Consider the following 21,129-nt stretch of genomic DNA (forward strand, 5'->3'; position numbering starts at 1 on the left):
GTGCTTTTGTGCGTCCAAGTGGACGCACGTCGCTCTAAGCGATAGCAAGGCTCAAGGGATAAGAATGGTTGTCCCGGTCGTCCTGCGGCCTTCAAGGTCGGAATGCGCCTTGCCGGCATCCTTGAGCGCGTAGCGCTGGTTGATCTTGATCTTGACCGCGCCGCTGAGCACGATTTCGAACAGCGCGGCGGCGGACGCCTCCAGATCTTCGCGCTTGGCATTGTAGACGAACAGCGTCGGACGGGTTGCGAACAGCGAACCTTTCTGGGCCAGCAACGACAAGCTGAACGGCGGGATCGGTCCTGACGATTGACCGAAGCTGGCGAACATGCCGAGCGGCTTCAGGCAGTCGAGCGAGGCCGGAAAGGTGTCGTTGCCCACCGAATCATAGACGACGTCGCATTTCTTGCCGCCGGTGATGGCGAGGACGCCGGCGACGAAGTCCTGCTCGCGGTAGTTGATGACATGGTCGAAGCCATGCGCCTTGGCGAGCTCGATCTTGTCGGTGGAGCTGGCGGTGCCGATCACGGTTGCGCCAAGGTGCTTGGCCCATTGGCCGAGGATCAGTCCGACGCCCCCGGCCGCCGCGTGAAACAGGATCGTGTCGCCCGCCTTCACTTTGAAGGTACGGCGCAGCAGATACTCCGCCGTCATCCCTTTCAGCATCATGGCGGCCGCCTGCTCGTCGCTGATGCCGTCCGGCACCCTCACCACGCGGTCGGCGGCGATCACGCGCTTCTCGGCATAGGCACCAGTCGTGACGGCATAGGCGATGCGATCGCCCGGCTTCAGCCAGGCGATGTCCGCGCCCACTTCCTCCACCACCCCGGCCGCCTCGCTGCCGGGGATCAGCGGGAAACCGCCTGGCGGCGGATAAAGGCCGGAGCGATGATAGACGTCGATGAAATTGAGGCCGATCGCCGTATGCTTGACCAGGATTTGTCCCGAGTCGGGTTGGCCCGGATCGGCGTCCTCATAGGTCAGAACCTCCGGACCGCCATTGGCGTGGATGCGTATTGCTTTGGACATTGACAAGACTTCTATTGGGATCAGGTTTTCTTGGCGCCGAGCGTTGGAAAGAGCTGCATGATACCGCCGATGCATGCGAGGTAAAGTCCGGTGACCGTGATGCCGATCTTGGTGAAGACACTCACCTGCTCGCCCAAGACGCCGATCTGGTCGTAAAAGGCGGCAAGAGCTGCCTGCGCCAGCGCCAGCGCTCCGAAAGCGCACCATAGCAGCGTCATACCAAGGTTGATCGGGCGCAGCCGCACCACCCGCACCGGGTGGATGAAATTGATCGGCACGAAGGTCAGAATGCCGGCCACCACGACGACGGCGAAGGAAACCCATTGTCCCGGATCGATGACGAACAGCGTGAACACCACCATGTTCCAGACCACCGGAAACCCCTTGAAGAAATTTTCCTTGGTCTTCATGCCGGTGTCGGCATAGTAGATCGCGCTCGATACGACGATGATCGCCGCCGACAGGAACGACAGGCCCTCACCCATGAAGCCGCGCTGGTAAAGCGCGAAGGCCGGTATCAGCACGTAGGTGACGTAGTCGATGATGTTGTCGAGGAGTTCGCCCGACCATGTCGGCAGGATTTCCTTGACCTCGAGTTTCCTGGCGATCGGCCCGTCGATGCCGTCGACGAACAGCGCCAGTCCCAGCCACCAGAACATCGCCGTCCAGCGCTGCTCGCTCGCCGCCACCAGGGACAGGAATGCCAGGAACGAGCCCGACGCGGTCAGCAGATGGACCGAAAACGCGCGCGCCTGCGGCCAGGTGACTTTCTTCTTCGGCCTCGGAATCCTGTCCGTGATTTTCCTGGCCGTTGTTTTTTTGCTCACGGGCCCCGCCAGTCCAGCTTGCAGATTTCGGCCGAGCGGCCGGCAAAATTCCAGTTGCGGCCGAAGGCCCGCATCTTGCTCTTGTCGGACCGGGCGACGATGATTTCCGGTGCGATCCAGTATTCCGAATTGCTGATCACCGTATCCTTGTCGCGGTCCTTGCCTGGGATCGGCGTCACCGCTCCATCGATGATCTTCGGAATCTGGAAAATCCGCGTCCTTTCGCGCGTCTCATAGGTGACCGGCGCTTGCTCGACGCCGAGGAACTTTCCGACCAGGATGGAGAGCAGCGAGGTGGTTCCGCCAGCCTTGCCGGTGAAAATCCTGGTCAACGCCTTTACCGCGTAGACTGAGGCGCGCTTGTCGATGAACAGTCCGGCGGTCCAGTTGCCGCGGCTCATATAGCCGGGGATTTCCATGATCAACCCAAGGTTGAGGCCGGACAGGTCGACCTCGCCGAAATGGCCGGCATCGATGCGGAACCCCGCCCAGGTCTGACAATAGCCCTCGGTCGGCGGATGACTGCCGAGGGACAGCACGCAAGGGCAAAAAACCGTGCAATTGCAGGAGAGCACCAGCTCTCCCTTCATTGCCCAGTCTTGATCTGCCATCGAATTCTCTCCCTATGCCGAGACTACTAGCAGGGCGGCTGCCCAGACAAGCAGTATCGCACCGGCGATCCGGGTTGGCAGCCTGCCCGCCGTCTGTTTTTCGATCAAGGTGAACAGGCCGATCAGCGCCATCCAGAACACGTTCATCACACCGACGGCGAACATCACCAGCATCAGCGCCCAGCAGCAGCCGAGGCACCACACGCCCTGCTCCACGCCGAGCCGGAAAATCCGGCCGGGCCTCGCGCTCCAGTTCGAAAACAGGATCGAGAACGGGTTTTTGCATTTCGTCAGGCAGGCTTCCTTCAGGCCGCTGAACTGGTAGAGGCCGGCAACCAAAAGCGCGACTGCTCCTGTCGCTCCGACCACCGGATTGAGCATCTGCACAGGTGAGGCGAAGGCGTTGACCATGAGCGTCAGCGCCGCATACACTGCCGACGCGGCCAACCACACGCTGAGGTAACCGGCGACCAGGACCAGCGGATGGTCGACCGGTTCGCCCTTGATCCGCGCCGTATCGGCAATCTCGCAATAGGTGCGGATCATCGGCGCCGCCGAGGGCAGCATGGTGGCGATCGCCATCAGGAACCACATGACGGTGAGCGCTCCGGCCTGCGCGCTGACGCCTCCGTCGAGCGGCGCGGGTGCAAGACAAAGGGTGAAGAAGCGCTCGAGAAAATCCGGCAGCGGCAGCTGCGGCAGATATCTGAGCATCATGTCGCCGGGTGCATCGATGCCCGGAACCCGGCTTTCGGCGCCGCGAATCGCCATCGCGCCGAGAAGCAGCCAGGCCAGGAGGACGCCTGCGCCCAAAGTGATGTTCACCGCCAGTCGGGGATTGCGCGAGACGCTCGCCATGGCGCGGCCGACGCGATCGAGATGGCTGAAATCATGGTCTTGGCCGATCATGGCAATCGAATGGGCCGAATCGCCGCGTTGATCAAGCCGTATGATCTGACCTATATGCTTATCAGGTCGGACCGACCGCCTCGCATCACAATCCGGAAGCGAACTTGGACCATCAGCAAACAGCACGGATATTGGTTGCCGGCAGTGGCCCGGCAGGGCTGATCGCAGCGCTTGGCTTCGCGGATGCCGGCTTTCCGGTGACGCTCGTCGGACCTGAGGCAAATGGCCAAGACGGCCGAACGACGGCTTTGATGAACCCAGCCCTGAAGATCCTCGAGCGGTTGGGCGTCCTTGATGAGGTGAGGTCCAAGGCCGCACCGCTGAAGGTTATGCGCATCGTCGATGCAACCAACCGGCTGATCCGCAGCCCGGTGGTCATTTTTCGCGCCAGCGAAATCGGCGAGGAGCAGTTCGGGCTGAATTTACCCAACAGCGCGCTCAATCCCGCACTTGCCGGGGCCGTAGCCGCGCATTCCGGCATCGAATGGCGAAAATCGATGGTGGCGACCTGGCGCCTCGACGCCGATCATGCCCATGCGATCCTGTCTGACGGCAGCGAGGTTGCAGCATCGCTGGCGGTCGCTGCCGACGGGCGTCTGTCGCCGGCCCGCGAGGCTGCCGGCATCTCGACATCCGCCCGGTCCTATCCGCAGGCGGCACTGGTTCTCAATTTCGGCCACCGCAGCGACCACGCTTTCACCTCGACCGAATTCCACACCGAGACCGGCCCGTTCACCCAGGTTCCCTTGCCCGGCAACCGGTCCAGCCTTGTCTGGGTGGTAGAACCGGAAACCGCGAAGGAACTTGTGGCGCTGGACGACGCGACGCTTTCGATGCGGGTCGAACAGCGGATGCAATCGATGCTGGGCCGGGTGTCTGTCGAGCCGGGCCGGCAGATCTACGCGCTTTCGGGCGTGACGCCCCGATGCTTCGCGCGTAACCGGGTGGCACTTGTCGGCGAAGCCGCCCATGTGTTCCCGCCGATCGGCGCGCAAGGTCTCAATCTTGGTATCAGGGATATCGACGATCTTGTTGGGATTGCTTGCGAAAACAGAACCGATCCAGGTGCCGTCAAGGCACTCGCGGCTTTCGATTTCAGGCGGCGGCCCGACATTCTGGCACGCAGCGGCGCGGTCAACCTTCTCAACAAGTCGCTGCTCTCGGACATGCTGCCGGCACAGATGGCGCGCAGCGCCGGCCTCGGCTTGCTCGGCGGCTTCGCGCCGCTTCGCGCCTTTTTCATGCGCGAGGGGCTGCGGCCCGGCAGTGGTTTTGCGGCGCTCGCCGGTGGCTTAAGGAAACAGGTCCGGCGGTAGCACGCCCCCGGGCGGGCTGGCCCGTAGCTTGACGTCGCGTCAAGCGCTTCGGCATTGATCAAGCACTTCGGCATTGAATTGATGCGGCGTCTGCGTCAAGGATGGCTAGGCATCAGCCATAAGTCGGGCTCGATTTTTTGAAGCGTAATGCGTAAATTCAAAGTCTTAGAGAGTCTTTGCGCATTCCAAGGACGCGGCACTCCTAGGACTTAGTGGTGAGTACGATGATGAAAACAGCCAAATTCTCGATCGGACAGGTGGTTCGCCACCGGCTGTTTCCGTTCCGCGGCATCATTTTCGATGTCGACCCGCAATTCGCCAACACCGACGAATGGTACGAGGCGATCCCCGCGGATGTGCGGCCGCGCAAGGACCAGCCCTTCTACCACTTGCTCGCCGAGAATTCGGAAACGGAATACATCGCCTATGTGTCTGAGCAGAACCTGCTCGAGGATCAGTCTGGCGAACCGGTGCGGCATCCGGAGATCGGCGAGATGTTCGACAAGAGGCCGGACGGGGGCTACGAGCCGAGACGCCAGTCAAGACATTGACCTGACGGATTGGGGGCCTGATTGGGATCAAGAAATGGCCGGCCGCAACAAAAAAGCGGGGCATGCCCCCGCTTTTCTCTTGGCTTGAGAAATTGCCCCTGAGGGGCGATCAGTTGGCGCTCTTCGCCTTGTCCTGCTCTTCCTTGAGCTTCTTGGCGAAGTCCTGGTTGTTCTTGGCAACGAAATCCTGAAGCTTCTTCTGCCGATCCTCGATGTCCGACTGCTGCAGCGGCGGCCCGTCGAAGGCGCCGCTGAAGCCGGTCAGCGCGATCTTGATCGGGTTCGGCTGGTTCTGGAAATTGACCGAGGTCAGCGTCAGGTTCGAACCCTTCTTGAAGGAGGCGACGAGCTGGTCGGTCAGTGGCACTTCCGCCACGCAGCGGTCGGGGAAGCAGATCACATAATCGAGCTTCTGCGCCTTCCCGGTATCGATTTGAAGGCCAATGCCGGGAGGAACCAGGCGACCGGTCGGAACCGTCACCTGGAACACCTTGCGGTTTATCTTGCCCTTCAATTCGATCAGGCTGACGCCGGTGACGAGCTGGCCGTTACCGGCAGTGGTGATGTTCTGGACATTGCAGATGTCGACGTCTTCCTGCTTGGTGCAGGCTTTGAACCAACCCTGCGGAATCTGCTGTTGCTGCTGCGCAAGAGCTGCTGGAAGTTGTGCGCCCAGAAAGCCGACCACGCCGGCGGCCAGGACCGACAGGCGGTACGCGTTGCTGTTCAGGCTCGTCATATCGTGAACTTCCTCTCAAATGATCCCAAGACCGGCTTCTTCGCGCCGTGTGGTCCAGCTACCTGTTGCCGAAATGAGGCAACAGAATGACTCGGACGGCGTGTTACACCGCTAGCGGTGCCGAATCCAGCCCGATACTCGCAATTCTTGAACGCGCGATTGACCGGGAGGCGGCCGGCTCATGCTAGGGTGCGCTCCGAATCATCAAGCCGACCCAGTAAGGAGACGGTCATGGGCCGCGTTCTTGTTTGGCTGATCGCCGCGATCTCTTTTATCACACTTTCGCTTCAGCCAGCTGTATCGGAGCCGAAACACGCGATCGCCATGCAAGGCGAGCCGGCGCTGCCGGCCGACTATACGCATTTCAACTACGTCAATCCCGATGCGCCGAAGGGCGGCAGCATCACCTATTGCGTCGTCGGCAGCTTCGACAATCTCAACCCATTCATCCTGAAAAGCCTGCGCACGACGGCACGCGGCATGATCGATAGGATCTTCGGCAATCTCGTCTTCGAGCCGTTGATGCAGCGCAATGACGATGAAGCCTTCAGTCTTTATGGCCTGCTTGCCGACACTGCCGATATGGATCCAGAGCGCAAGAGCATCGAATTCCACCTCGATCCGAGGGCCAAGTGGTCTGATGGCCAACCGATGACTGCGGAAGACGTGCTGTTCACTTACGACGTCTTTACCGAGAAAGGCCGGCCACCCTACAGCGCCCGTATGAGCATGGTCGCCAGACTCGAAAAAATCGGCGACCACAGCGTGCGCTTTACATTCAATGACAAGGCCAACCGCGAGACTCCGTTGGTTATCGCGATGACGCCAATCGTACCGAAGCACGCTTTCGACAAGGAGACCTTCGACAGGACCACGCTGAAACCTGTGATCGGCAGCGGCCCGTACACCGTGGCGCATGTGGCGCCTGGCCAGCGCATCGTGTTCAAGCGCAACCCAAATTATTGGGGCAAGGACATCCCCGCCAAGCGCGGTTTCGACAATTACGACCAGATCACCATAGAATATTTCCTCAATGCCAACGCCAAGCTGGAAGCTTTCAAGAAAGGCATCTGCGCCATCGATGACGACAGCGATCCGGTCAAGCGCGAGCGCGATCTCGACTTCCCGGCCTTCCACAAGGGCGACGTGATCGCCGAAACGTTCGACACCGGCATCCCGCCAGTGGTGACGGGGTTCCTGTTCAACACACGGCTGCAGAAGTTTTCCAATCCGGTCGTTCGACGCGCGCTCGGCATGCTCTACGACTTCGAATGGGCCAACAAGAACTTGTTTGGCGGCAAGTACATGCGCACCATGAGCTATTGGCAGAATTCCGAGCTTTCCGCGCTCGGCCATCCGGCCGACGACAGGGAAAAGGCGCTTCTGGCACCCTACCCGGGTCGTGTGCCAGCCGATGTCATGGACGGCACCTGGCGGCCACCCGTCACCGACGGCTCGGGCCAGGACCGCAAGGTGCTGAAAGCTGCCTTCGACATATTGAAGGGCGCGGCCTATACCTTGCAGGATGGAGTGATGCTCGATCCCGAGGGGAAACCCTTCGGCTTCGAGATCCTGACCGCCTCGCAGAACGAGGAGCGCCTTGCCGCCATCTACCAGCGCACGCTGGCGAAGATCGGCATCGCTGTCACCATCCGCAGCCTTGACGGCGACCAAATCCAGTCGCGCAAGCAACGTTTCGATTTCGATGTGCTGATCGGCGCCAGCGGCTTCGAGAACTCGCTGTCGCCGGGCATTGAGCAGTTCGGGCGCTGGGGATCAGCTGCCGCCAATGCCGAAGGGTCATTCAACCTTGCCGGCGTCGCCGATCCGGCGATAGATGCCGCACTAGAGGCGATGCTCGACGCCCGCAGCCGCGAAGATTATGTTGCCGCCGTCCGGGTCCTCGACAGGTTGCTGATCTCCGGCCACTACATGGTTCCGATGCAGCACAACACGCAGCAATGGCTCGCCTACTGGAGCTATCTGGAACATCCGCGAAAGACTCCCATATCCGGCTATAGACTGCCGACATGGTGGCGCAAGCCGAAGTGACCTCTTCGGAACAGGAGATCAAGATGAGCGACGAGAAGTCGATTACCGTCGATGTGGTCTCCGACGTCGTCTGTCCGTGGTGCTTCATCGGCCAGAAGCGGCTCGACAAGGCGATCGCCGCGGCAAGCGATGTCGACGTGCACATACGCTGGCGGCCGTTCCAGCTCGACCCGACCATCCCGCCTGAAGGCAAGGATCGCCGCGAATACATGGTGGCCAAGTTCGGCAGCGACGAACGCGTCCGCGAGATCCACGCCCGCATCGAGCCACTGGGCGAAGCCGAGGGGATCAACTTCGCCTTCGCCGCCATCCAGGTCGCGCCCAACACGCTGGACGCGCACCGCGTCATCCGCTGGGCTGGTGCCGCCGGCGAGGTCATGCAGAACCGGCTGGTGCGACGTCTGTTCCAATTGAATTTCGAGGAAGGCGCCAATCTCGGCGATCATGCCGTTCTGATCAACGCCGCCCGCGAGGCCGGCATGGATGCATCCGTGGTCGAGACGCTTTTGCCGACTGACGCCGATGTCGAGGCGGTGCGCACCGAAATCGCCACCGCTTCGCGCATGGGTATCACGGGCGTGCCGTGCTTCCTGCTTGAGGGCAAGTATGCGGTGATGGGCGCGCAAGACGTTGACACGCTCACCGACGCCATTCGCCAGGTCGCGGCGGCAAAGGCGCGGGGCGAGTTGGAGAAAGCGAACTGATAGACGCCATTCCATAGGCGCGTTTGGCGACATTGCCACAGCAGCCAACGCCCTCCGGTCACTTTCCGGCTGCCGCCAGGTCGATATGGCAACAAGGATGACGGCGCGTCTTTGCGTCGATTCGTCTTCCGCAACATAAAAATCGGCCGATCGACCACGCTCTTCCCATAACAAAACTGTGCAAAAAGCTTTCCCTAGGGGAAGGTGCTGGCGCCCGCCCGCATGAACCACCAACTCATTGAAATTATAGAGATAATCTGCTTCGAGAACGACATCGCATGGCGTTGCCGCTGTTGCTTAATGGCAACGGCTAGGGGTTCAATCCTCCACAGACCGAGAAAAGATAATGGAAAATGATCAATTGGTGTTACTGTCTGTAACAAAACTAAAAGAGGTTTGGGCGGGATTGTGATTCGGGTCGGTAGACCAGAGCGACATTCAATATCGGAAAAATGGCTCCGCGGTGCCGCAAGGCCGCCGCTCCTGACACCGGTTTCCTCGATGCGCAGCTTCTGGGGACTGATGCGGGCCTACTGGTTCTCGGACCGCTGGGTGGAGGCCTGGACGCTGACGCTGGTCATCGCGCTGTTTACCGCGCTCTCCAGCAAAGCCGGCGTCTGGTTCGCCGAAGCATCCGGGGAACTGGTCAACTCGATCGCCTTTTACCACGATGCCGCGAACACCACGCCGCTCGCATCGCTGCTCACCAATGCCGGCATGCTCATCCTTCTGGTCGTGCTCAAGGACGCGGGCTTTACCGGCATCCGCACCTTTGTTTCCGCAACGCTGCATCGCAAATGGCGCGGTTGGCTGGACAGCCGTTTCAACGAAGCGCTTCTCGACACCAATCACACGCACTTCCATGCCCAGCATGGTTCCTCCGGCACTGCTGCTCCCGACAACATCGACCAGCGCGTCCAGGAATCGATCAAGGACATGACCGGCGGAGCCATCGGCCTCGCCATGGGGGTCATGGCTGTCGCCACATCGCTTTATTTCGTCGGCCGGAAACTGCTTGAAACCTCGGCGGAGGTGAAAGGGCTGGAGTTCCTCGGCAGCTATGGCAGCGCGGTCCTGGCTTTCCTGGCGGTCGCCATATACGTGCCGCTGAACACCTGGATCGCGGTGAAGCTCGGCAGACTGCTGGAGCGGCTCAACATCCGGATGCAGCAGTCCGAAGGCAGTTATCGCGGCGAGTTGACGACGTTCCTGCGTCGCAGTTTCCACGTCGCCGCCTCACAGGGCGAGAATGTGCAAAAGACGATGCACGACCGGCTTTATGTCGACATCGACCGCACCTGGGCAAGGCTGAACATCGTCAACACCAGCTACCGTTCTTTCGAGCTGGTCTACAATTTCATCGGCGCCAAGATTGTCGCCTACGGACCGGGCCTCGTGCCCTACATCCACAACCGTTTCGATCTCAAGGGCTACATAACCGGCTCCGAGATGGTCAACTCGCTGATCAGTCAGTGTTCGTGGTTCATCCACGTCATGCCTTCCATTGCGGCTCTGCGGGCCAACAGCCAACGCGTGACCGAACTCGCCAACGCGATCGAAAATGTCCAGCACCCGCAGGAATTCTACAGTCTCACCGGCTGCTCCGATTTCCGCTATGATCGCCAGAACCCGGTTTTCGGCTTGACCATCCAGAAGCTCGAGCTGACCCATCAGGGCGAGGACGCCACGCCGTTCCTGAGTGCTGCGAATTTGCGCTTCCGACGCGGTGAGTGGACGTTCCTGAAGGGCGAATCGGGTTGCGGCAAGACATCGCTGATCAAGGCAATCAACGGTCTGTGGCCCTATGGCCGCGGTACCATCGTCTTCCCGGAAGGGGTCGAAAGTTTCTATGCCGCACAGGAGGTCAAGCTGCAGCAGGTCTCGCTGAAGCAACTGGTCTGCCTGCCCGGCTCAGAGCGCGATTACACCGACACACAGGTTGCATCGGCTTTGCACAGAGCGGGCCTTGGCGATTTTATCGAACACATGGCCGATGAAAGCCGCGAGGGCATGAACTGGGATCAGGTGCTTTCGGGCGGCCAGAAACAGAAGCTGGTTGTCGCTCGTATCGTGCTGCAGCAGCCCGGGCTGCTGTTCCTCGACGAAGCGACCGGCGCGCTCGACCCCGAAGGGAAGATCGCCTTCCATCAAGCGATCAAGGACAATTGTCCAGACGTCACGGTGATCTCGATCATGCACGAGGCCGTGCCGCCAAGGTCGCTTTCAGGCGCCGAATTCTACCACAGCATCGTTGCCATCGCGGACGGCGTCGCGACCAAAAAGCCGCTGGCGCCGAGCCTGCCGGTCGAGCTCACCACCATCCTCGAGCACCCAAGGCCGGTCGAGGAAAGATGGCTGCGCTTCCCTCGCCGCATGAGGCAGAAATAGCGGCGACACAACATCGCTGCCCAGTGTCGGCGGCTGTTCCGTCCGGGCGAAAGCAAAACGTCAGACGCGCTCGCCGTCCTTCACCCGGTAGGTCGGCTTGTACATGGTGACGAGTTCTTCCGCTGCGGTCGGATGCACGGCCATCGTGCGATCGAAATCATCCTTGGTCAGCCCCGCCTTCAGCGGAATGCCGAGAAGCTGCGCCATCTCGCCGGCATCCGGCCCAAGGATATGGGCGCCGAGCACTTTTTTCGAGGCGCCGTCGACCACCAGCTTCATCAGCATTTTTTCGTCGCGGCCCGACAGCGTGTGCCGCATCGGCCGGAAGGTGGCGCGGTAGATCTCAATATCGGAAAAACGTTTTATCGCCTCGTCTTCCGACAGGCCGACCGTGCCGATCTCGGGCTGCGAAAAGACCGCGGTGGCGATTGTATCATGGTCGGGCGCGGTCGGGTTGCCCTTGAAGGCGGTCTCGATGAAGCACATCGCCTCGTGGATCGCCACCGGCGTCAATTGCATGCGGTTGGTGACGTCGCCGATCGCCCAGATGTTGTCGATGTTGGTGCGCGAATATTGGTCGACATTGATAGCGCCGGTCTTGGTCATCTCGATGCCGACGCCCTCAAGACCCATGTTTTCGGTGTTGGGAAGACGCCCGATGGCGAGCATGACCTGATCGACCGTCAGTATCTTGCCGCCGGTGACGACAGCATCGAGGCGACCGTCCGGGCGCTTCCTGATCCATTCGGATACGGCATGGCAGAGGATTTTTATCCCCTTCTTTTCCATCGTCTCGTGCAGCATGCGCCTGAGATCCATGTCGAAGCGCGAGAGAATCTCCTTGCCGCGATAGACCAGCGTTGTGTCGACGCCGAGGCCGTGAAAGATGTTGGCGAATTCGACGGCAATATAGCCGCCGCCCTCGATCATGATCGCGTTCGGTAATTCCTTGAGGTCGAAGGCCTCGTTGGAAAAGATGCAGTGCTCGTGGCCGGGCAGAGCCGGGTGCGGCGCTGGGCGGCCGCCGGTGGCGATGAGAATCTGGTCGGCGGTGACGGTGCGGTCGTCGCCGAGAAGATGCACCACATGCGGATCGACCAGCATGGCGCGCGACTGAAACGTCTCGCCGCCGGCACCTTGGACATTCTTCCTGTAGATGGCTTCCAGCCGGCTGATCTCGCGATCCTTGTTGGCAACCAATGTCTGCCAATCGAAGCTCGCCTGCGGCACGGTCCAGCCATAACCTGCGGCGTCGGCAAAATGTTCGGGAAATTGCGAGGCATAGACATAGAGCTTCTTCGGCACGCAGCCGCGAATGACGCAGGTGCCGCCAAAACGGTATTCCTCGGCAATGCCGACGCGCTTGCCGAGTGCCGCCGCCATGCGCGCCGCCCTCACCCCGCCGGAGCCGCCGCCGATGACGAAAAGATCGTAGTCGTAACCGGCCATGGTGCGGCTCCTTGCCCTTCAAAATGTTTGAGACAGGTAGGCTGCAAACCACCGAAAGAAAAGCCCGGACCACCACGCTGCGCATGCTGTCGGACGCGCAACGGACGCCGGGCTTTCCGGTCCAGCAGCGATAACGCCGCCGGGAAATATGCTCAGTTCTTCGGTGCTTCCGGCTCCGTACCAGCCGCAGGAGCCGCGGCGTTCGCCGGTGCGGCCGGCGCGGCGGCCTTCGCTGCCGCGGCCAGCGTTTCGCCGACCTGCTGGGCGAGATCGCGAGCGACGCCGTTCTGCCAGATGTCGGCCGCCTTGAGTAGGTCACGTGTCACGGCCGGGCCGCTGTCGAGCAGCTTCTTGCCGGAATCGGAATTGTAGAAAGCGGCGATTTCGGTAAGCTCTTTTTCGGAAAATACCTTGGCGTAGGCCATGGCTGCTTCCTTCTCCAGATCGGCGCGGCGCGAGGCCAGCGCCAGAGCCTTTTCGCTAACCGTTCTGCCGATCAGCTCCTGCATGTCCGGGTTCTTTTGGATAAGCTGCTGCTGAAGCGCGGCGGCGGCTTGCGGCAGGATGTTGTCGAACGGGTCCGTCGCGTGGATCGCCGCGACGGCGGCGCGGGCCGCCTTCAGATGCCCGTCGGTGACGTCCTGCGAGAACGCCGGCGATGAAAACGCAAAGACGGCTGAAGCTGCCAGAATGGCAGAAAAACGGCGAACCCGGTTATGCAACGTCATGATCGATAGAACTCCCTGGTTTTCGGGCGGCATGGACGGTTTGGATGCCGTCGCCGGCTATGATGGCCGCTGATGCCAGCCCGATGAAAAGACCATGCTCGACCACGCCCGGAATGGCATGGAGAGCATTCGAAAGCGCTCTTGTATCCGGAATGCGGCCAAAAGATGCATCGAGGATAAAGTGGCCGCCGTCTGTAACAAAAGGCTGCCCCCCCGTCATCCTCAATGTGACGGGACCGGAAAGGCCGAGCCTTTCGGCCGCCGCGGCGACCGCGATTTCCGTGGCACGCAGGCCGAACGGGTTGACCTCGATGGGCAGTGGAAAACGGCCGAGCGTCTCGACCATCTTCGAACGGTCGGCAATGACGATCATCCGAGCGGAAGCCGCCGCTACGATCTTTTCGCGTAGCAGCGCACCGCCGCCGCCCTTGATCAATGTCAGCGCCGGATCGATCTCGTCGGCGCCATCGATGGTAAGGTCGAGTTCGGGCGTTTTTTCCAGCGTCGACAGCGGCACGCCAAGCTCGCCGCAAAGGATGGCGGTGCGCTCCGAGGTCGGCACGCCGATAATGGTGAGGCCGGTGGCGACCTTTTCGGCGAGCAGCCGGACGAACTCTTCGGCCGTCGAGCCGGTGCCGATGCCGAGCCGCATGCCGTCGCTCACATGGGCGAGCGCTGCCCGTGCGGCTTCGACCTTCAATTGTCTCGCATCCATGTCGCGCCCCAAAATTTGTATCGGCGCTCCTAGCATCTTTGCCCGTCCGGTCAAAGACTTTGCCCTGTGGATTGACCAAGCACTGCTTGCCTGGATGGGCTGAAGCGGCTATCGCCTGCCGGCAGCGCAATCGTCACAGGACAGGCCATGACCCGACCGATCATCGTGTTCGACCTCGACGGGACGCTGATCGATACAGCGCCAGACCTGCTCGACAGCCTCAACCACAGCCTTGCCGCCAGCGAACTGGTAGCCGTCGACGAGGCCGGCTTCAAGCGTTTCGTCGGCCATGGCGGGCGGGTGATGATCGAGCGCGCGCATGCCGCGCAGCAAAGATCGCTGGCAGTGGAGGAACACGACCGATTGCTAAAGCTGTTCCTTGATCACTACACCGACAACATCCCGGGCAAATCGCGCCCCTACCCCGGCGTCGTCGAGACGATCGCCCGATTCGAAGCAGCCGGCTATCTCCTGGCCGTCTGCACGAACAAGTACGAAGCCAACTCGGTGGCGCTGATCGAGGCGCTCGGCCTGGCGAAGCATTTCGCGGCGATTTGCGGTCAGGACACGTTTTCGTTCCGCAAGCCCGACCCGCGCCATCTGACCGAAACCATCGTGCTGGCCGGCGGCGATCCGCACCGCGCGCTGATGGTGGGTGATTCGCAGACCGACATCGATACGGCGAAAGCCGCGGGCATTCCCGTGGTGGCGGTCGATTTCGGCTACACCGACCGCCATGTGCGCGAATTCGAACCATCGGCGGTGATCTCGCATTTCGATGCGCTGACGCTTGGTCTGGCCGAACGCCTGATTGCCGCTGCGGGGCACTGAACGACGGCGACCGGGTCGCTCCCGGCGGAGTTGCATTCGGTCTTCGTCGGAACGCCCGGACATCGCCTTGACTTCCCCGGCCGGCCTCCCTTATATCGCGGCGCGCTTGGCCTTCGGGCAACGAGCGGGCGATTAGCTCAGCGGGAGAGCACACCCTTCACACGGGTGGGGTCGCAGGTTCAATCCCTGCATCGCCCACCAATACCCGCTTCCGGTACAAAGCTACCATCCGCTTCGCAGCCGCCTACGCTTCGAACTTCCGCCTCATGGCCAGGTTTGCCATGACCCGGTTCATGCGATTCGCCAGGCAGCTGGGTACACATCACTAAGCGCTGTCTACCCTTGGAATCGCTCGAGCTGCACATTGAACGCGGCCGGGAGAAAGTTGACGGACGATAAAATCGTCCTAGGTGAACTGCTATCTCAGTGGCCCGCGAACTGACGAGGGGAATCGCCGTCGACCTCCTGCTCCGACCAGATGAAACTGCGCAATTGCAAATGCGTCCGGCTTCCGCGAACATTGCTGGACCCCATCAAGGGCCCGTAGCGGCCGACCCGAAACTGAGCCCTGGCTTCCCAGCCCGCTGTCACGGCGGCCTCGGGGATGACCCTGGATCCAGCCAGCGACCTTAAAGTCAAAAGGGAGGAATAACCGATGAACCTGACAAAACACCTTGCCGGTGTGGTGATCGCGTCGACCTGTCTGTGTGTGCCGGCGCTGGCGCAGACCAAGTTGACCATGTGGTATCACGGCGCCGGCAATGAGGTGGAGTCGCGAATCCTCAACCAGATCATCTCCGACTTCAACACCAGCCAGTCCGACTGGACGGTGACCATCGAGAGCTTCCCCGAGAAGAGCTACAACGATTCCGTTGCGGCGGCGGCCCTGGCGGGCAACCTGCCCGATATCCTGGATGTGGACGGGCCCGTCATGCCCAATTGGGCCTGGGCCGGCTATCTGCAGCCGCTGCCGATCGACGAGAGCGAGTTCGCCGACTTCCTGCCCGGCACCAAAGGCGTGTGGGATGGCAAGCTCTATTCGGTCGGTCTGTGGGAGGCGGCGGTGGCGCTTTTTGCACGCCAATCGACGCTGGATGAATTGGGCTTGCGCACCCCGACCCTCGACAAGCCCTGGTCGAGAGAGGAATTCATGGCCGCGCTCGATGCCGCCAAGGCCTCCGGCAAATATGAATTCGCCCTTGATCTCGGCATGAACGACCAGGCCGAGTGGTACTCCTATGCCTTCTCGCCGTTCCTGCAGAGCTTCGGCGGCGACATTGTCGACCGTTCGACCTACAAGACCGCGGAAGGCGCGCTGAACGGCGAGGCTGCGCAGGCCTTTGGCAAGTGGTGGCAATCATTATTCACCGGAGGCTATGCGCCGGGCACCAGTGAGGACCCGGCCGATCAGCAGACCGGTTTCATCGGCGGCAAGTTCGCCTTCCAGTGGAACGGCAATTGGCGCGCGGTGGCAACGATGGAAGCCGTGGATGACGTTGTCTTCCTTCCAGCCCCCGATTTCGGCGCCGGCAACAAGATCGGCGCGGGATCCTGGCAATTCGGCCTCTCGGCCAAGTCCAAGCATCCGGAAGGCTCTGCCGAGTTCATCAAGTTCGCCGCGCAGGACAAGTACCTGGCCGCCTTCTCCGACGGCATCGGCCTGATCCCGCCGACGCCCTCGGCGGCGCAGATGACGAAGAACTACAAGGATGGCGGCCCGCTCGCGGTGTTCTTCGACCTCTCCAAAGCACAAGCTCTGGTGCGCCCGGTCACCCCGGGCTACGTGGTCCAGGCCAAGGTCTTCACCAAGTCATTGGCCGATATCGCCAATGGTGCCGACGTGGCCGACACGCTTGACGCGGCGGTCGACGAGATCGACGCCGACATCGAAAGCAATGGTGGCTACGGCCACCGCTAGATCTGTCGCGCCGGGGTCCTCGCCAGCCGCGGACTCCACCCTCTTTGGCTTGCTGGGCGGATACGGCAAATGGCGTCGAAACTAACCCTGTCGAACCGGGCGGGCTGGACATTCGCCCTGCCGGGCTTCGCACTCATCTTTACATTCATCGTCCTGCCGTTTTTCTTCGCGATCGGTCTGTCATTGACAAATCAGCGGCTGCTGTCGCCGAACCCCACCCAGTTCGTCGGGGTGGAAAACTATCAGCAGCTCCTGGGCCTTGCGGTGGTGACCCTTGAGCCAGAGCGCAACGATGCTGGCGAAATGATCCGAAACGAGGCCGGCGAAATCCAGTATCCGCGCCTGCGTGCGATCACCCGTAGCGACGACTATCCTCAGTATCGCGGCATGCGCGAGTGGTTTCGCTGGCAGTCCGGCGAGAACGTCATGATCGTCATCGCCAGCGACGTTGTGTTCATGAAGGCGCTGGTAAACACCGTCCTGTTCGTCCTGGTCGTGGCGCCGGTGCAGGGCAGCCTCGCGCTGATGCTTGCTTTGCTGATCAACCACAAGGTCAGGGGCATCAACCTGTTCCGGACCATCTACTTCATGCCGGTGGTGGTCTCCATCGTCGTGGTCTCGCTCCTTTGGCGGTTCATCTATGACGGCCAGAACGGGCTGTTGAACAGCATCCTCCAGGCCCTCACCTTCGGCCTCTTCCCGCCCGTCGACTGGCTCGGCAATCCCTCGACCGCGCTGCCCGCAGTCATGGCCATGTCGATCTGGCAGGCCGTCGGCTTCCATATGGTCATCTGGCTGGCCGGGTTGCAGACGATCAGCCCGACGCTCTACGAGGCCGCCGCCATCGAGGGGGCTTCGATATGGCAGACCTTCCGCTATGTCACCTGGCCGGGCCTGCGCAACACCGCCGTGCTTGTCCTTGTCGTGATCACCATGCAGGGCTTCGCGCTTTTCGCCCAGGTCGACGTGATGACCAATGGCGGTCCGCTCGACAGCACCCAGACCCTCGTCTTCCAGGCGGTCGAGCGCGGCTACGGCAAGCAGGACATCTCCGGCGGCTCGACCATCTCGGTCATCCTGTTCGCGATCGTGCTGGCGATCTCACTCACTCAGCGCTGGCTGACACGGGAGCGTTAATATGGCCTTCAATCCTGACAATTACGGCCTGAGGCTGTTCGTCCGCTATCTGGTGCTGTGCCTGATTGCCTTGATCTTCATCTTTCCGCTCGTGTTCATGATCAACTCGAGCTTCAAGCCCGACAGTCAGCTCCTCGCGGACACCTCCAGCCTGCGTGCTTTCCTGCCCGTCGGGGACATCAGCCTCAACAACTATTTCGGAGCGTTCCGGCGGGCGCCTGTCGGCCTGTTCGTCCTAAACTCGGTTCTGGTCACCGGGGCGACCGTCCTTCTCTCATTGTTGATCTGTTCGCTGGCCGCATTCTCCTTCGCTTTCCTGCGGTGGAAGGGGCGCGACGTGGTGCTCTCGATCGTCATCGCCACGCTGATCATCCCTTTCGAGACCATCGCTATCCCGCTCCTGCTCCTGGTCTCGAAACTGCCCTGGATCGGGCTTGATGGGCTGCACTGGGGCTGGCTCAACACCTACAGGGTACAGATCATCCCCTGGATCGCCGATGGGCTGACGATCTTCCTGTTCGTGCAGTATTTCAAAGGACTGCCGGGCGAGCTGATCGAGGCAAGCCGGGTGGAGGGCGCGAGCTGGTGGCAGGTCTACTGTCGCGTTGTCATGCCGCTTTCAGGGCCGGTTCTGGCGACTGCCGCCATCCTGAAGTTCCTCGTGATGTACAACCAATATCTCTGGCCGCTCATCGTCGTGCAGCAGGAAAACTACCGCCCGGTCATGGTCGGTCTCGGCTACTTCTTTCAACTCAACGTCGCCTGGGGCGAAGTCATGGCCTATCTCACCCTTATCACCGTCCCGGTGCTGATCTTCTATCTCTTCCTGCAGCGCGCCTTCATCGCATCGATCGCCTCGACCGGTGTGAAGGGCTGAATGCATGGTTCTCGCGCTCAAACGCCAGTGGATCTGGGACGACTGGTACGCCCATGACGGCAAGCGCGGGCACGGCTATTTCCTCAAGGCCGACCAATCGATCGGTGATCCCGGATTGCCGCACATGAACCAGGGAGCCATTGCTTATGGCTGAGGTCTCGCTCAAGGCCGTCAAGAAATCCTATGGTCGCGTCGACGTCATCAAAGGCGTCGATATCCACATCAACGATGGCGAGTTCGTCGTCTTTGTCGGACCGTCAGGTTGCGGGAAGTCCACCTTGCTGCGGGTGATCGCCGGACTCGAGGACATAACCGAAGGCATCCTCGAGATCGGAGACCGGGTGGTCAACGAACTCCCACCCAAGGAACGCGGTGTTGCGATGGTGTTCCAGAACTATGCCATCTTTCCGCACATGACGGTGCGCGAGAATATCGCGTTCGGCCTTACGATCGCGGGCGCTTCCAAGCAGGAAAAGGAGCAGAAGGTGGCCGAGGCCGCACGCATCCTGCAAATGGAACATCTGCTCGACCGCCGCCCAAGTCAACTTTCGGGCGGCCAGCGCCAGCGAGTCGCTATCGGGCGCGCAATCACCCGGAAACCGTCCGTATTCCTGTTTGACGAGCCGCTCTCCAACCTCGATGCCGCGCTGCGCATGGACATGCGTATGGAAATCGGCCGGCTGCGCAGGCAACTGGGCACAACGATGATCTATGTCACCCATGACCAGGTCGAGGCGATGACGCTGGCTGACAGGATCGTCGTCCTCAAGGACGGTCAAGTCATGCAGATCGGAGCGCCGATGGAACTCTATCACGAGCCGGCCAACAGGTTCGTAGCCGGCTTTCTAGGAGCCCCGTCGATGAATTTCCTGAAGGTCGACGTCCTCGACCTCGATGGCGAAGCGGCAACGGTTGGCAATCAATCCCTGGAGCCGATCAGGGTAGCGACCAGAAGGCGCTCCTTCCGGAAAGACGGCAAGGCCATCCTGGGTATCCGTCCGCAGTACCTCCGGGCGGCTCAGCCTGGAGAAGGCATGCTGCATGGCGTCGTGGCACATACCGAGCGGTTGGGCAGCGAGACGGTCGTGGACCTGACACTTCGCGACGATCACGAGCTCATTGCCGCCTTCGATGAAGACAAGATCTTTGAACCGGGTGACGCCCTGGAGCTCACGTTCGACACGGCCTTAGCCCATCTCTTCCCCGACGAGGCGTGAGTTGCAGACGTGAGCAACGACAACGCGATGCGGCGGCGCGATTCGCGAGTGTCCATTCCAGAACCCCGGAACAAACCTGCATGGCCGCGAGTTTCTACTCCTTGAAGAGTGAGGGAAAGCCATGTCCAGACGTGTTTTGGCGACAGGTGTCGTAGTCCTCCTTCTCGGCGGACCGGCCCTTGCCGCAGACGGAACCCAGCTGCCGCCGCAGAATGCCAGGAAACTGTCGGAAATAATCGCCAAGGTCGAGCAGCGCGACGACTTTCGCTACGTCGACGAGGTCGGCTGGGACAGCGGCGCCTACACCGTCACCTATTACACGACCGACAAGGCGAAGGTCGAAATCACCTACGATCCGGTGACAGCCGAGCCGAAATAGATCGCGGCCACCCTTCCTCCAGGCGATACGTGCGGCCGGCTTTCTCTTAAAGGACCGGGAACAATTCCGGCAACCAGGTTACAGCGCAGCCTGGCGACGATCCCTCGGAAGCGGGCGGCGGCGTGGCTTCACCAAGAGCGGTGGCCTGCACGCTTTACGGCATCCCCTTGCGCCGATGCGCCTTTGATGGCTGACTGCGGCGTGATCATTGAGCCGCACGGGGGTGGGCATGGCGACGGCAAAGCATGTAGCGAAACGCGTTCTGATGATGCTCGCCGGCTATTTCGTTGCGGTGCTGGTCGGACTGTTTGCAGTAGTAACGATCTATGGTGCATTGAGTTCGCTGCCTGATGCACCGGCGTATTTCGATCTCATGGGGGTCTCCCCCATCGCGGCGCTGGTCGTGCCGCCGCTCGGCATGTTGATCTATTTCCTGACGATCATGCTGACCGGTCTGCAGACGCTGATCTTCGCGCTGATCGCCGAATTGTTTTCGCTGCGCAGTTTTTGGCTGCATATGGTCTTCGGCGCCGCAGCAGCGGCTGCCGGCTTCGTCCTGATCTGGCCGAGCGCGCCGGAGGACCTGAGCCCCGAGCGCTGGGCCGATATCGGCATCATCGCCGCCGCCGGCCTGGTTGCCGGACTGGCTTACTGGCTGATTGCCGGGCGCGAGGCCGGCTTCCGGCGCCCGCTCTCCCTACGCTAATGTATGTCGCGCAAAAGCATGCCCTCGAGCCTGACCCTGGGCCTGA

General features: G+C 61.3%; 21 protein-coding genes and 1 tRNA gene. 14 read left to right on the forward strand and 8 right to left on the reverse strand.

Translation table 11 applies throughout. The annotated features are described in order from the left end of the window. Positions 1 to 51: 51 nt before the first annotated feature. Genes AC0L3L_RS10535 through AC0L3L_RS10550 form a run of 4 tightly spaced genes read right to left on the reverse strand, consistent with a single transcriptional unit; the run spans position 52 to position 3,376 of the window. The gene (locus tag AC0L3L_RS10535; protein ID WP_473637506.1) at positions 52 to 1,029 is read right to left on the reverse strand and encodes a quinone oxidoreductase family protein; all 978 of its coding nucleotides are present in this window, start codon (positions 1,027 to 1,029) and stop codon (positions 52 to 54) included. A gap of 20 nt (positions 1,030 to 1,049) precedes the next feature. After that, positions 1,050 to 1,817 carry a phosphatidylcholine synthase gene (pcsA, locus tag AC0L3L_RS10540; protein WP_246684285.1) on the reverse strand — a complete coding sequence of 256 codons (768 nt, stop codon included), beginning with the start codon at positions 1,815 to 1,817 and terminating at the stop codon, positions 1,050 to 1,052. A gap of 35 nt (positions 1,818 to 1,852) precedes the next feature. Beyond that, entirely contained in the window at positions 1,853 to 2,467 is a 615-nt protein-coding gene (locus tag AC0L3L_RS10545; protein WP_473527979.1) for a DUF1326 domain-containing protein, read from the reverse strand. Positions 2,468 to 2,479: 12 nt separating this feature from the next. Continuing rightward, positions 2,480 to 3,376: a DUF2182 domain-containing protein gene (locus AC0L3L_RS10550; protein ID WP_473637507.1), complete on the reverse strand. Its 897-nt coding sequence runs from the start codon at positions 3,374 to 3,376 to the stop codon at positions 2,480 to 2,482. Positions 3,377 to 3,480: 104 nt separating this feature from the next. Here AC0L3L_RS10550 and AC0L3L_RS10555 point away from each other — a divergent pair, with 104 nt between their 5' ends. Beyond that, positions 3,481 to 4,692 (forward strand): UbiH/UbiF family hydroxylase, encoded by a 1,212-nt coding sequence (locus tag AC0L3L_RS10555; protein ID WP_473637508.1) that lies wholly within the window; start codon positions 3,481 to 3,483, stop codon positions 4,690 to 4,692. A gap of 227 nt (positions 4,693 to 4,919) precedes the next feature. Beyond that, entirely contained in the window at positions 4,920 to 5,243 is a 324-nt protein-coding gene (gene hspQ / locus AC0L3L_RS10560) for a heat shock protein HspQ (protein WP_473487406.1), read from the forward strand. A gap of 109 nt (positions 5,244 to 5,352) precedes the next feature. On the opposite strand, the gene AC0L3L_RS10565 is transcribed toward hspQ, so the two are convergent. Beyond that, entirely contained in the window at positions 5,353 to 5,982 is a 630-nt protein-coding gene (locus AC0L3L_RS10565; protein WP_473487352.1) for an invasion associated locus B family protein, read from the reverse strand. A gap of 231 nt (positions 5,983 to 6,213) precedes the next feature. On the opposite strand from AC0L3L_RS10565, the gene AC0L3L_RS10570 reads away from it, so the two are divergent. The 3 genes from AC0L3L_RS10570 to AC0L3L_RS10580 all read left to right on the forward strand — a co-directional run bounded on the left by AC0L3L_RS10570 (position 6,214) and on the right by AC0L3L_RS10580 (position 11,126). Then, positions 6,214 to 8,034, forward strand: coding sequence for an extracellular solute-binding protein (locus tag AC0L3L_RS10570; protein WP_473637509.1), 1,821 nt, complete (start codon positions 6,214 to 6,216; stop codon positions 8,032 to 8,034). 23 nt (positions 8,035 to 8,057) lie between these two features. Next, a complete protein-coding gene (locus tag AC0L3L_RS10575; protein ID WP_473637510.1) occupies positions 8,058 to 8,738 on the forward strand; it encodes a DsbA family oxidoreductase in 681 nt (226 codons plus the stop codon). A gap of 501 nt (positions 8,739 to 9,239) precedes the next feature. Continuing rightward, entirely contained in the window at positions 9,240 to 11,126 is a 1,887-nt protein-coding gene (locus tag AC0L3L_RS10580; RefSeq protein ID WP_473637511.1) for an ABC transporter ATP-binding protein/permease, read from the forward strand. 60 nt (positions 11,127 to 11,186) lie between these two features. Here AC0L3L_RS10580 and gor read toward each other — a convergent pair whose 3' ends face one another. From gor to rpiA, 3 genes are all read right to left on the reverse strand, one after another. Next, complete coding sequence (gor, locus tag AC0L3L_RS10585; protein ID WP_473487356.1) at positions 11,187 to 12,575, reverse strand: glutathione-disulfide reductase; 1,389 nt, start codon at positions 12,573 to 12,575, stop codon at positions 11,187 to 11,189. 152 nt (positions 12,576 to 12,727) lie between these two features. Next, positions 12,728 to 13,303, reverse strand: coding sequence for a DUF2059 domain-containing protein (locus AC0L3L_RS10590; RefSeq protein WP_473487357.1), 576 nt, complete (start codon positions 13,301 to 13,303; stop codon positions 12,728 to 12,730). Next, positions 13,290 to 14,018: a ribose-5-phosphate isomerase RpiA gene (rpiA, locus tag AC0L3L_RS10595; RefSeq protein ID WP_123151354.1), complete on the reverse strand. Its 729-nt coding sequence runs from the start codon at positions 14,016 to 14,018 to the stop codon at positions 13,290 to 13,292. The genes AC0L3L_RS10590 and rpiA overlap by 14 nt, the downstream gene beginning before the upstream one ends. 147 nt (positions 14,019 to 14,165) lie before the next feature. Here rpiA and AC0L3L_RS10600 point away from each other — a divergent pair, with 147 nt between their 5' ends. The 9 genes from AC0L3L_RS10600 to AC0L3L_RS10640 all read left to right on the forward strand — a co-directional run bounded on the left by AC0L3L_RS10600 (position 14,166) and on the right by AC0L3L_RS10640 (position 21,083). Continuing rightward, on the forward strand, positions 14,166 to 14,849 hold the full coding sequence (locus AC0L3L_RS10600; protein WP_123151353.1) for a phosphoglycolate phosphatase: 684 nt from the start codon (positions 14,166 to 14,168) through the stop codon (positions 14,847 to 14,849). 126 nt (positions 14,850 to 14,975) lie between these two features. Continuing rightward, positions 14,976 to 15,050 (forward strand) — tRNA-Val (locus tag AC0L3L_RS10605). Between the two features lie 454 nt (positions 15,051 to 15,504). Further along, the gene (locus AC0L3L_RS10610) at positions 15,505 to 16,767 is read left to right on the forward strand and encodes an ABC transporter substrate-binding protein (protein ID WP_473637512.1); all 1,263 of its coding nucleotides are present in this window, start codon (positions 15,505 to 15,507) and stop codon (positions 16,765 to 16,767) included. A 69-nt stretch (positions 16,768 to 16,836) separates the two neighbouring features. Beyond that, positions 16,837 to 17,904 carry a carbohydrate ABC transporter permease gene (locus tag AC0L3L_RS10615; protein WP_473637513.1) on the forward strand — a complete coding sequence of 356 codons (1,068 nt, stop codon included), beginning with the start codon at positions 16,837 to 16,839 and terminating at the stop codon, positions 17,902 to 17,904. Between the two features lies 1 nt (position 17,905). Beyond that, entirely contained in the window at positions 17,906 to 18,781 is an 876-nt protein-coding gene (locus AC0L3L_RS10620) for a carbohydrate ABC transporter permease (RefSeq protein WP_123151345.1), read from the forward strand. A gap of 4 nt (positions 18,782 to 18,785) precedes the next feature. Further along, positions 18,786 to 18,935 carry a hypothetical protein gene (locus AC0L3L_RS10625; protein WP_473487360.1) on the forward strand — a complete coding sequence of 50 codons (150 nt, stop codon included), beginning with the start codon at positions 18,786 to 18,788 and terminating at the stop codon, positions 18,933 to 18,935. Then, complete coding sequence (locus AC0L3L_RS10630; protein WP_473637514.1) at positions 18,928 to 19,998, forward strand: ABC transporter ATP-binding protein; 1,071 nt, start codon at positions 18,928 to 18,930, stop codon at positions 19,996 to 19,998. The genes AC0L3L_RS10625 and AC0L3L_RS10630 overlap by 8 nt, the downstream gene beginning before the upstream one ends. Positions 19,999 to 20,119: 121 nt before the next feature. Beyond that, entirely contained in the window at positions 20,120 to 20,377 is a 258-nt protein-coding gene (locus AC0L3L_RS10635) for a PepSY domain-containing protein (protein WP_473637515.1), read from the forward strand. A 229-nt stretch (positions 20,378 to 20,606) separates the two neighbouring features. Continuing rightward, positions 20,607 to 21,083, forward strand: a complete 477-nt coding sequence (locus AC0L3L_RS10640; protein WP_473637516.1) for a hypothetical protein — start codon at positions 20,607 to 20,609, stop codon at positions 21,081 to 21,083. Positions 21,084 to 21,129: the final 46 nt, after the last annotated feature.

It is taken from the genome of Mesorhizobium sp. WSM4849 (assembly GCF_055811385.1).